Source organism: Polyangium sorediatum (genome assembly GCF_029946465.1).
Lineage (GTDB): Bacteria > Myxococcota_A > Polyangia > Polyangiales > Polyangiaceae > Polyangium > Polyangium fumosum.
The window spans coordinates 21,995-33,160 of record NZ_JARZHI010000097.1 but is presented as its reverse complement, the minus strand read 5'-3'; the positions used below and the strand labels follow the sequence as shown (position 1 = coordinate 33,160).

General features: G+C 68.6%; 9 protein-coding genes. 3 read left to right on the top strand and 6 right to left on the bottom strand.

What is annotated here, in order from left to right; all coding sequences use genetic code 11:
* Nucleotides 1-148: 148 nt before the first annotated feature.
* On the bottom strand, nucleotides 149-1,006 hold the full coding sequence (locus tag QHF89_RS45745; RefSeq protein ID WP_136972949.1) for an HAD family hydrolase: 858 nt from the start codon (nucleotides 1,004-1,006) through the stop codon (nucleotides 149-151).
* 13 nt (nucleotides 1,007-1,019) lie between these two features.
* Entirely contained in the window at nucleotides 1,020-2,192 is a 1,173-nt protein-coding gene (locus tag QHF89_RS45740) for a 6-phosphofructokinase (protein ID WP_136972948.1), read from the bottom strand.
* A gap of 343 nt (nucleotides 2,193-2,535) precedes the next feature.
* Here QHF89_RS45740 and QHF89_RS45735 point away from each other — a divergent pair, with 343 nt between their 5' ends.
* Both QHF89_RS45735 and QHF89_RS45730 read left to right on the top strand, forming a co-directional pair.
* A complete protein-coding gene (locus QHF89_RS45735) occupies nucleotides 2,536-3,096 on the top strand; it encodes a hypothetical protein (protein ID WP_284721807.1) in 561 nt (186 codons plus the stop codon).
* A 45-nt stretch (nucleotides 3,097-3,141) separates the two neighbouring features.
* Nucleotides 3,142-3,840 (top strand): OmpA family protein, encoded by a 699-nt coding sequence (locus tag QHF89_RS45730; protein ID WP_136972946.1) that lies wholly within the window; start codon nucleotides 3,142-3,144, stop codon nucleotides 3,838-3,840.
* A 26-nt stretch (nucleotides 3,841-3,866) separates the two neighbouring features.
* Here QHF89_RS45730 and QHF89_RS45725 read toward each other — a convergent pair whose 3' ends face one another.
* A complete protein-coding gene (locus QHF89_RS45725) occupies nucleotides 3,867-4,427 on the bottom strand; it encodes a helix-turn-helix domain-containing protein (protein WP_136972945.1) in 561 nt (186 codons plus the stop codon).
* A 219-nt stretch (nucleotides 4,428-4,646) separates the two neighbouring features.
* On the opposite strand from QHF89_RS45725, the gene QHF89_RS45720 reads away from it, so the two are divergent.
* A complete protein-coding gene (locus QHF89_RS45720; RefSeq protein ID WP_136972944.1) occupies nucleotides 4,647-5,477 on the top strand; it encodes a mechanosensitive ion channel family protein in 831 nt (276 codons plus the stop codon).
* 16 nt (nucleotides 5,478-5,493) lie between these two features.
* Here QHF89_RS45720 and QHF89_RS45715 read toward each other — a convergent pair whose 3' ends face one another.
* From QHF89_RS45715 to QHF89_RS45705, 3 genes are read right to left on the bottom strand one after another with little or no spacing between them, the layout of a single operon-like run.
* Entirely contained in the window at nucleotides 5,494-7,557 is a 2,064-nt protein-coding gene (locus tag QHF89_RS45715; RefSeq protein ID WP_136972943.1) for a DUF2339 domain-containing protein, read from the bottom strand.
* Between the two features lie 40 nt (nucleotides 7,558-7,597).
* The gene (locus QHF89_RS45710) at nucleotides 7,598-8,569 is read right to left on the bottom strand and encodes an aldo/keto reductase (protein ID WP_136936324.1); all 972 of its coding nucleotides are present in this window, start codon (nucleotides 8,567-8,569) and stop codon (nucleotides 7,598-7,600) included.
* 46 nt (nucleotides 8,570-8,615) lie between these two features.
* Entirely contained in the window at nucleotides 8,616-11,009 is a 2,394-nt protein-coding gene (locus QHF89_RS45705) for a DNA polymerase II (protein ID WP_284721806.1), read from the bottom strand.
* Nucleotides 11,010-11,166 lie beyond the last annotated feature (157 nt).

Genomic DNA, 11,166 nt, shown 5'->3' with positions numbered 1-11,166 from the left:
ATCCAACATCTCCCCCTCTAAATGTCGTCAGAGGGGGCGAATGTACCGATGGGAGATGGGACCAATGCTCAGGGCCGTGCCTGGTCCGGGGTCGAGGGGGCGGACAGCCCCCCGCGGGGTCCGGGGCGGCGCCCCGGCGCAACGGCGGTTAGCGGGTGAGCCCGGCGCGCGCGAGGATCTGCCCGAGATCGTCGCCGTGGCTTGCGCGTGCGCCGAGGGATTCGAAGAACGCGACCTCGTGTGCTGCGGGTGCGTGTGGGCCTGTGACCATGTGCACCTGCATTCCGAGCGCGAGTGGGAGTGCGAGGTCGAGCTCGTAGATGTCTCCGCAGACGAGCACCTCCTCGGGCGCGACGTTTGTCGTTTGGAGGATCTGCGCGATCCGCTCCCAGTAGCGGCCGCGGCGCGGGTACACGGGGCGTTCGAGGCCTGGCAGGTGGATTTCTGCGGGCACGCGCGAGAAGCGCGCGTCGTTGGCCTCGGGCTCGGCCACGACGTACTTGCGCGCGTCGCCGTGCACCTCGATCCGCGAGAGACCTTCGGGCGCCAGCGTTCGGAGCTTCTTCAGCGCTGCCTCTGTGCGTGCGTTCGTGACGACGAACGTTGGCAGGCCCGAGGCTGCGAGGGCTTCGAGGACCTCCTTTGCGCGCGGCCGGAACGCGGTCAGCGTTTGCTCGTAGGCGAGGTGATACAGGACCGTCAGCACGGCCGTGCGGGTCGCTTCGCCGCGCAGGACGCCGTACTTCTCGAAGAGGAGCTGCGCGATGCTCGTCGAGCGGATGTAGGGATCGGCGCCAGCGGGCGCGACGATTCGCCCGTCGTGGATCCAGCCGTAACGACCGGGGTTTCGCGCGAGCTCGGCGGCGCGTTCTTCCCAGACGGCGACATCTTCTCGACCGAGGAGATCAAAGATTGCGTTTCGGTACACCTCTACGAACGGCGCGGCTTCGCGCTCGACGTCGGTGAACGTGCCGTCGAAATCGAGGATGATGCACTTCGTTGCCACGACGCTCCTCCGCTCAGAGGCTGGTCTTCTCGCTCGTGAAGTTGTCCCGGATCCACGTGGAGAAGCCGGGGATCTGGAGCCGCGCGAGCAGCGGCAGGAAGGCTCGCTCCACGCGGTCTTCGCGTGCGATGAGGTGGAAGGGGCGCACGCCGACGTCGTTCGATGCGAGCACGAACGGCATGATCTCCGTCCGGCCCTCCTCGAACGCGTCGAAGAGCAGCGACGCCTTGACGTAGGCCGCCGAGATCTCCAGGAACGCCGGCCGCACGCCGCGCAGGTACCGGCTGAAGGGCTCGGCGATCACGCGCTTCTGCGCGGAATCGACGAGCCCTGCTGCTTCGAGTTGCCGCCGCAGGAACTCGCTCGCCGACGCGCCGGGCATCTCTCGCGCGCGCCGCTCGCGCTCGTAGCCCTCGGCCACCACGACGAGCGCGTAGTCGGCCTGTGAGAGGGCCGCGGCGGTCTCGCGCAGCACGGCCTCCGGGAACTGGAAGAAGGGCAGCACGATGAGGTGCGCGCGCGCCGCCACGCCGCAGTGCAGCGCGTGCCGGCCGCTCCGGTTGCCCATCATCTCGAGCAGGTAGATCCGCTTGTGCGTGTAGGCGTCTTCGTAGAGCCCGCGCGCGATCGTCGCGCCTGCCTCGACGCCCGAGAGGAAGCCGATTGCGCGATCGCCGGCGAGATCGTTGTCGATCGAGACGTTCACGAAGCCCGTGGGCACCCGCGGCGAGATCTCGCCGAGCAGCGCGCGCAGGCCCTCGAACGTGCCATTGCCGCCCACGCCGACGAGGTGCGAAAACCCTTGGGTTCGCAGCGTCTCCGCGGCGGCGCGCCGATTTTGCGCGTCGTGGAAACCGAGGTAACGCTCGCTGCGGAAGTCGCTCCCGGCGTCGAGGACGCGGCGGCCCATGCTGCGGGCTGGGATGCCCTTGGCGAGCAGGGCGTAGCGCTCGCGGCGGCTCACGATGAGCCGCTCGAAGCGCGGCTCGTTCGTCGCGTCGGGCGTGAGCGAGCGGAAGCCCTCGGTCGCGGCCCAGACCTCGTAGCCGCGGCGGGAAGCCTCCTCGGTGAGCGCGACGGCGACCGACGCGTATCCCGGCGCGTTGCCCCCGTCGAACACGAGAAGCAGACGCCGCTCCGACGGCGGCATCGCGGCGGGTGTCCCGAACTCCACGAGGTTCGTCATGCGAGAGGCGCGTAGCACGAACGGGGGGTCGGTTGGAAGATCGACCGGCACGGATCGGGCCGATCGCTCTGCCGCGAATCGCGGTCGGGGTGCACGCCGCGCTCGGGCGCGCCCGTTTCCCGGGGGCAAACGCCGGGTCCGTATCTGTTTCCTCGTCGAATCTGTACGCGCCCCGTGCATCGGAGCGCTGGTCAGCGCCGTTTCCACGGATGGTTTTTGATGCGATGAGGACGGTAAGAGAGCCTGGTAAATACTTTTATCGCTCGAACCCGACAAAATCGCGACTGCATTCGAGACGGGGACGTGTATCCTGCTTATGGAGGTGACGATCTTGAAACGACGCATGTTCTTTCCGCTGTTCGCCCTCGCCCTCGGGCTCGCCGGTTGCAGCGACGACGTGGCCTCCGAGGAGGACGCGCGCCGCGCCTATGAAAGCCTCGACAAATCGATCGACAAGGCCATGCAGCTCGGCTTCCAGGGCTTCAATGCCGCGTCGAGCGCGAACATCGACCCGCAGACGGCCAACGGGGACAGGACGGGCACCCTCACCATCAGCGGCAAGGTGGATCAGGGCTCGTCCACCAACAAAACCATGACCCTGAACGAGGCCTTGAAGGAGTACTCCGACGATGGCGAGGTCACGTACAACACCTCGGGCACGGGGCCGGTCCTCGACCTGAAGCTCAATGGGATTCCCGATGGCACGATCACGGGCACGCTCGTCGGAGCGTTCACGATGTCGGGCGCGCTCGAAGGCAACGTGACGCTGGACCTCACGATCAGCGGCGAGCTCCAGCCCACGATGGCCGATCCGATGAAGATCGAGCGCAAGCCGGGGACGACGAAGATCTCCGGGAAGGCGACGAGCGATTACGGCGTGTACGACGTGAACCTGACCCGCTGACGATTTTCCTTCCCCGCGCGCTCGCCGCCGCGCATCGTTCCTTTCGTGCGCTCGCCTCGTTCGTTCGCCTCGCTCCTCGTCCTCGCCGCGCTCGGATCGGCCTGTGGCGCGACCACGCCGCCCCCCGAGCCGGCGCCTCCACCCGTGATCCTCACGGACAACCCGAACGCGCCGCCGCCTGCGCCCGTCGCCGCGGCCGAGGAGCCGCCCGCGCCCGAACCCGAACCCGCGCCGCCGCCTGCGCCCGAGCCACGCAATCCCGCGGAAATCCTTGCCCCCTCGCCGTGGCTCGCCGGGCCCACGAGCCCCGGCGCATTCACGCTCGAAGGCGGCCGGCTCGTCGTCAAGGAGCCCATCGAGTTCGACACGGGCAAAGAGAGCCTCAAGGCCACGAGCGGGCCGGCCCTCGATTTCGTGGCCGCGTTCCTCCAGGCCAAACCCGAGATCACGCTCTTCCGCATCGAGGGCCACTCCGACAGCCAGGGCAACGCGGCCATGAACCTCGAGCTCTCGGGCCGCCGCGCGCTCTCCCTCGCCCGCGCGCTCGCCGCACGCGGGGTCGATTGCAAGCGGCTCCTCCCCGTCGGCTTCGGCGAGGTGAAGCCCATCGCCGACAACCGCACCGCGGAGGGGCGCAAGCAAAACCGGCGCATGGAGTTCGTCGTGGCCGCGCTCAAAGGCAGGGCCGTGATGGGCATGCCGGTCGACGGCGGCGGGCGTGCCTCCGGGGATCCCTGCCCCTGAAGATGTTTGGCCGGAAAACCGTGGTGTCAGTCGCCCCGCGCCAGCACGACCACCGAGTAGCCGACCGCCGGGACGCGGCCCGGGTTGTGGTAGGAGTGCCGCTGATCGCCGCGGAACACCACGACGTCGCCCTCGGCGACCTCGAAGCGCTCGCCTGCGACCCAAAGCTGGAACTCGCCCGCCTCGACCGTGAGGTATTCACGCGTGCCCGGCGTGTGCGGGACACCCGTCATCCGGCCGGAAGGGGCGACCTCGATGCGATCGATCTCCATGCCAGGAATGGGGTCCGGCAGGAGCTTCCGCACGAGGGCTTGTCCCGGCGTGCGCACGGGCAAGGTCCCGCGCGGGTAGTGGCGCGCGGCGCTGCGCGGGGCGCTCAGGAGCTCTTCGATGGACACCTGGAGCGCGGACGCGGCGCGGTTCAAGACCGCGAGCGTCGGGTTCGCCTCGCCGGACTCGAGGTGCGCCCACGTCGCGCGCGGCAGCCCGCCGAGCTTGGCCATCTGCTGCTGCGTGAACCCCCGCGCCTCCCGGAGCTGCTTGACGTTCTTCGCGAGCCTCCCCGCGAGATCCCGATCCCCATCCATGGGTCCGAAGGAAACCAGGTTCCAACCCCTTGGCGCAAGCTCCAACGACTCGGCATCCGCCCCGCCGCGCGCTGAGGGCGCGTGTCCTCACCTCCCCCGCGCAACCTGATGCCTCGCCGCCTCGGATCGAGGCACCTCGTACATCGAAATCGAGCGCTTGTGGAGGCACGTCGGCCCGGATACGTTCCGGCACGGGTATTGCTGAGGGGCACATTCATCATGAGCGAAACGATTCAAAAGTACATCGATTTGGCCGTTCAGATCGGCATGAACGTGGGGTTGAAGATCCTCGGGGCGATCGTCCTCTGGATCGTCGGCCGGATCGTGATCCGCGCGGTGCTCGGCATCCTCGAGCGCAGCCTCCAGGCGCGGAAGATCGACGATACGGTCACGAAGTACATGGGCTCGGTGGCGGGCGTCCTGCTCAACATCCTGCTCCTGCTCTCGGTGCTCAGCGTCTTCGGCATCGAGACGACGACGTTCGCCGGCCTGCTCGCGGCGGCGGGCGTGGCGATCGGCGTCGCGTGGTCGGGCCTGCTCTCGAACCTCGCGTCGGGCGTCTTCATGATCGTGCTCCGGCCCTTCAAGGTGGGCGATTACGTCATCGCAGGCGGCGTCGAGGGCACGGTGCACGCGATCGGCCTCTTCGTCACGGCGATCGACTCGCCCGACAACGTCCGTACCTTCGTGGGCAACGGCAAGATCTTCAGCGACACGATCAAGAACTTCTCGGAAAACCCCTATCGCCGCGTGGAGCTCGTCGCGCAGCTCTCGGGTGGGGCCGACGTGCACAAGGCCATCGCGGTGCTGAAGGAGAAGCTCAAGACGATCCCGAACGTCGCGAAGACGCCGGCGCCGGACGTCGAGCTGCTCACCTTCACGCTCGCCGGCCCCGTGCTCGCCGTGCGCCCGTATTGCCACACGGCGCATTATTGGGGCGTGTATTTCGCGGCGAACGAGATCATCAACGACGAGATCGGCAAGCTCGGCTTCCCGGCCCCGGCGAACCCGATCCTCATCACCGAGCACAAGAAGGCGGCCGCCGCCTGAGTCTCGCGCCCCTCGCCTAGCGCGCCCGCGACAACCAGAACGTGACGTTCGGCCCGTCGCGGCGCCCGGGCGGCATGTTTTGCCGGTCGTAGATCACGAGCGGCACCTCCCCCTGCATCACCACCTCCGCGTCGAGCTTCTGCCGGAGCTCGCTGCACGTCCCCGCATACGCCTCGTCCGGCGATTTTCCGGACCAACACGGCAGGCCCTCATAGAGGTACAGGCAGGCGGGCGGGTCGCGGAGCAGCTCTTCGAGCGGCTTTTCGATCTTCACCTCGGGGATCACGCCGGGGGCGAACGCGGGGGCGACACGATAACGATCCTTCAGGAGATCCCCCCCGGTACGCGCCCCCATGCGGGCGAAGCGGAGCTCTTTCGCCTGCGCGTCCGCGCCGACGTACTCGATCACGGTGCAGCCCTCGGGCACGATCTCGCGGGCCTTCTGCACGAACGCGTGCTCCTGCATCTCGGTGTAGCCGAGGTCCTGGATCCATCCGCGATGCAGCAAAGGCGCCGCGATGAGCGCCCCACAAGCGACGAGGACACCCACGCGGTGCCGGTCCCATAGCCACGGCACGGCGCTCGCGCCGAGGAGCAGGAAGGGGACGACGAGGTGCAAGTGATACCGCGGGCGCATCGTCTCCTCCATGACGAAGGCGTGCGTGATCGTGAACATCCCGAGCCAGCCGAGGAGGAAGACGACGAGCCTGCGCTCGCCCGCCCGATAAGCGAGGACCGCCCCCGCGACGGCGAGCACCACGAGCACCGGCGGCGTGACGGCGGGATCGGTGAGCACGAAGAGCTTCGGCACGAGGAACGCGCGCCCCGTGTGGAGGAGCCAGCTCGGCCCAAAGAGAGCCGCTTTCACGGCCGCGTCGTTCGTCGAGAGGAACACCGGAAACACGAGCGCGCCCATTCCGGTGATGACGAGCACGCCGATCACGCGCCGCACGGGAGGCGCCGTCTCCGGGTGGAGCAAGACGACGGCGGCCATGTAGACGACGATGAACAGGATGTTCAGCGGCCGGAGCAGGTACCCCGTGTAAAGCGCGGCCGGCAGGCAGGCGATCGCGACGATACGGAAGACGCGCGAGGGGTCGCGGAGCCACGCGTGGATGAGCGCGAACGAGAGCGAGGTGATCACGAGCGAGGGGACGAATGCGTCCTCGCAGCGCGAGAAGCGGATGTGCTGCGGCAAGAGCGCGACGGCGTACGCGGCGAAGAGCCCGGCGCGAGGATCCCGGAGGAGGTAGGTCGCGTGGCCGAAGAGCACGAGCGGCATCGCGGCGGCATACCCGAAGTTCGTCCACGCAATGACGTCGGTCAGGTAAAACGGGCCGCCAGCGCGCGCGGCGAGCGCCTCGAGCACCGGGCCCTCGGCGACGGCGCGAACGTTCGGCCAGAGGCGCGTCCAGGGCCAGGCGCCGAGGAACGAGACCGGCGAAAGCCAAAGCCGCGTGGCCGCGCCGACGAAGACGATCGCGGCGAGCGCCGCGCGGATCCACGCAGGCTCGTCCCGCGTGAGCCGAACGGCGAGGACGGTGGCGAGCGCGACGAACCCGAAGAGCGCGACGATCCCGTCGAGATCACCCCATTGCCCCGCGGCGTAGGCCGCGACGCGCGCCTGGATCGGGGCCACGCCGGACGAACGCGGAGCGGCCCTCGGACGCGGCTCGATCCACAGGTCGCCGTGATCATTTCGCGCGAGGGCTTCGAGGAGCTTCGCGACGGCCTTTTCGGCATCGGGATCCCCCGTGGGATCACGCACGGCGACGAAGCTCGACGATCGCGGGGCGTCGGGGCGCGCGGCGTCATCGTCCGGGTGGACGAGGGAGAGCTTCACCTCGCGCCCTTTCGTTTCGTGCAAGCTGACGACGATCCGTTGCTGCTCGATGGAGACATTCCAGAGCGCGAACCCCGCGGCGATCTCCGTGCCCAGCGTGAAGGGCGCGAAGAGCGCGAGCACGTCTTTCTCGCGCCCACCGGGGAGCCTGTACGGATGCGCGGACGCGGCAGGCGCCCACGAGACGAGCGCGAGGACGAAGAGCAGGAGGGACAGGGCGGCCCGGCGAAACGTCACGGGCCGAGCGTACTCGATCCCGGCGCCGCTGGGACGTGACTCACCACGCGTACGCTTCCGGCGCGGCGCCGCCGGGGCCGGGGAAGATCTCGTCGAGCTTCTTCCGGGTCGCCTCGTCGAGCTTCAGATCGAGCGCACGTACGGTGGCGTCGAGCTGCTCGATCGTACGAGGACCAATGATCGGCCCGGTCACGGCGGGCTGCGCGAGGAGCCAGGCGAGCCCGACATCCGCGGCGGGTGCGCCGAGGGCGGCCGCGAGCGCCTCGAATCGTTCGAGTTTTTCGCGGTACTTGGTCAGGTTCTTTTGCGCGAAATCGGTGGCGAGCCGCCCTTCTTTTTCTTTCTTGAGGGCGCCGCCGAGGATGCCGCCCTTGAGCGGGCTCCACGGGAGGAGGCCGAGCCCGTAGTGCTGGCAGGCGGGGATCACCTCGAGCTCGATCGTGCGATCGATCAAGTTGTAGAGGCTCTGCTCGGAGACGAGCCCCAGGAAATGGCGCGATTTCGCGGCCTCGTTCGCCTGCGCGATGTGCCAGCCCGCGAAGTTCGACGAGCCCACGTAGATCACCTTGCCCTGCTGGACGAGGACCTCCATCGCTTGCCAGATCTCGTCCCACGGCGCGTTGCGATCGACGTGGTGCATCTGGTAGAGGTCGATGTGATCCGTCTTCATCCGCTGGAGCGACTCCTCGCACGCCCGCCGGATGTGCAGCGCCGAGAGGCGCGACGTATTCGGCCAGTCGCCCATGCCGCCGTAGACCTTCGTCGCGATCACGGTCTTCTCGCGGCGCCCGCCTCCCTGGGCGAACCAGCGGCCGATGATCTGCTCCGTCCAGCCCTCGCCCTGCTTCCAGCCGTACACGTTGGCCGTGTCGAAGAAGTTGAGCCCGAGATCGTGGGCGCGGTCCATGATGCGGAACGAGTCCTCTTCGCTCGTCTGGGGGCCGAAGTTCATCGTGCCGAGGCAAAGTCGGCTGACCTGGAGGGCCGTGCGGCCGAGTCGGGTGTATTGCATGGCGCGGCACCATACTCCCCGCGCCCGCGCCTGTCACCCGGGCAATTCAGAAGAGCGAGAGCTGGCGCCGCGCGCCCGTGACGTCGTCGAAATCGCGCCCGCCCGACAAACGCAGCACCGCGTCCGCGATCGGCTTGATCTGGTGCTCGACGTAATGTTCATGATCCAATGGGGACGAACGCGCGCTCGTGGGCTCGGGGCCGTTTTTCGTGACCACGTACGAGACGACGCGGCCCGCGTCCGCGCCGAGCCTGCGCGCCGCTTTTACGTGCGGCGGCGTGGTCTTCGTGTAGGCGTCGAGGGGCTTGCGGAGCGCCTTGCGGTAGACGAGCTCCGCGTCGAATCGGCCCGCCCGGAGGTCTTCGACGAACGCGAGGACAAACGGCTCCACGACGCGATCGTGAAAGACACGATCCAGGAGCTCGCGCTGGAATCGCCGCGCGATGGCGCTCGTATCTCGCCGGACCGCTTCGAGGCCAACAATCTCGACCTCGCCGTCCCCGCGCGGGCGATACACGAGCCCCGCGTACCGCTTCTTGCTGCCCTCGGCGCGGCCGCGCATCTCGGGCAGGAAAAACCGCGCGTACATCTTCGCGAATGCGAGGTCGAGGTGGCTCTGCACGGAGAACGCGCGGGCGAGCGCGTCATCGACCTCGGCAGCGATGTGCGCGCGGAGAGCGTCCGCATACGCCGCGGCTTTTTCGGGATCGGGCTCGCCCACGTCGACGAAGAGCGAGTCGGTGTCGCCGTAGAGCACGCGATGCCCGGGCCGCGACGCGGCGGCGGCGGCCGCGACGCGGATGACCCATTGCCCCGCGAGCGGGATCGCGCTCGCCACGGGCGGAGAAAACAGGCGCGACGCGGGGGATCCGAGCACGCCGTAGAGGGAGTTCATGAGGATCTTGATGGCCTGCGCGCGTTGCTCGTCGCCGCTCCGCCGCGCCTCCTGCCGCTCCGCGCCGAGCCGCGCCACGAGATCGGGCAGGATGCCCCGCTCATCGCGCCGGAACGTCGCGCCGCCGGGGACGTGAATCACGCTCGGATCCCCGGGAGGGCCTTCGCCCGCGAAGGTCATCGGGTCGATGTTGAAGGTGCGGATGAGGCTCGGGTAAAGAGATTTGAAGTCATAGACGAGGACGTTCCGAAAAAACCCGGGTTTGCCATCGAGGACGAGGCCACCCGCGAGCGGGCCCGTGTCGAGGTCGTCGTCACGGGTGACCGAGGGAGCGACGCGGCCGCGGCTTCGGATCTCGCCGAGGTAAAGTGAGTCCACGGCGGCGATCTGTGAGCCGACCCGATCGGGTGGCATGCCCGTGAGCAGGCTGCGCTCGACGGCGAGCTCGACGAGGCCAAGCTTCTGCACGATCTCCAGCACCAGCCGGGCATCTTCGAGGTTGTACGCGGCGAGCGCGGCAGGATCGTCGCGGAAGGCGGATTCGATGGCGTTGCCGCGGTTTTCGGGGCCAAACAGTTTTCCGCGGCCGAGGATCGTGCGCGCCGCGGTCTCCAGGCGATAGTCGTCGAGCCGCACGTACGCGCCCCGCACGAGCGCGAGCCCGTCGAGCACGACGCGGCCGGGGACGAACGCGCGCGCCTCGCGGGTGAAGCCGGGATCACGGCGGATCGTGGGGTTGCCCGAGGCGCGGCCGAGCGAGCAAGGGAGGCGCGCGCGGCGGGCGAACGTGACGAGCTGGGGGAGGTCGAAATCGGGCAGGCTCCAGCCCGTGAGCACGTCGGGGTCGGCCTTTTGGACGTGCTCGAAAAACGCGGCGAGGAGGGAGCGTTCGTCGGAAAAAACGTTGACAGACGGGGGGTATGGGGGCACAGCCCGGCTTGTCCGGGCGGAGCCCCCATCGTCAGAAGGCAAGTTCGTCGCAGCGCCGCCTTGCATGAGGAAGACACGCTCGCCACCTTGCCCCGCGGCCGCGATGGAGAAGAGGCGCGCGCCGTCGAGGCTGGTCTCGATGTCGAACGAGAGCACGGAGAGGCGCGGGACAAACGAGGCCGGCTCGATGCGCGGGTTCCTGTAGACGCGGCCCACGCCGCGGCGGCGCTCGAACGGGCCCTCGACGGAGAAGGCGCCGCGGATGCCGTGATCGACGAGGAAACGCTGTACGAAGCGCACGTCCGCTTCGAGCGCGATCACGCCGCTCGCGAGGAGCGATGCACGCAGCCCGGCGAGGCGCTCGGGGTTCGGGGCCTCGATTCGCAAGACGGGATCTCCGGCGAACGAGACGAGGGGCGTATCCGACAAGCGCTCGCCCGCGACGCGGCGCGCCACGGCCTCGTCCCGCGCGGGCACGAAGAAATAAGGACGATGCTGGTCGTGCACGAGGAGCGCAGGCTCGCCGCACGCGAGGACGGCATACAGGTGCACCTCGGTCCGATCGTCGTGGATCCGGTAGGTCGGAGTCAGGATGAATCCGCGTTCGGCCTTCACACGCGTCGTCCCGGAGCGTCTACCTGCTAGACGCTGTAGACCACAGCACGGCATTCGTTGCAAGCGGCAGGCCGTGCCGCGCTGCGGCATGAGATTATGGGGCAAGGTTCCCGGACGAACCACCCGGACGGAGGCGTCGAAACGCGGCTCGCCTGTT

What these genes read in the sequence shown, in the direction of transcription:
- QHF89_RS45740 (WP_136972948.1), bottom strand. Translation starts at nt 2,192, where the DNA reads ATGACGAACCTCGTGGAGTTCGGGACACCCGCCGCGATGCCGCCGTCG.
- QHF89_RS45735 (WP_284721807.1), top strand. Translation starts at nt 2,536, where the DNA reads ATGTTCTTTCCGCTGTTCGCCCTCGCCCTCGGGCTCGCCGGTTGCAGC.
- QHF89_RS45725 (WP_136972945.1), bottom strand. Translation starts at nt 4,427, where the DNA reads ATGGATGGGGATCGGGATCTCGCGGGGAGGCTCGCGAAGAACGTCAAG.
- QHF89_RS45720 (WP_136972944.1), top strand. Translation starts at nt 4,647, where the DNA reads ATGAGCGAAACGATTCAAAAGTACATCGATTTGGCCGTTCAGATCGGC.
- QHF89_RS45710 (WP_136936324.1), bottom strand. Translation starts at nt 8,569, where the DNA reads ATGCAATACACCCGACTCGGCCGCACGGCCCTCCAGGTCAGCCGACTT.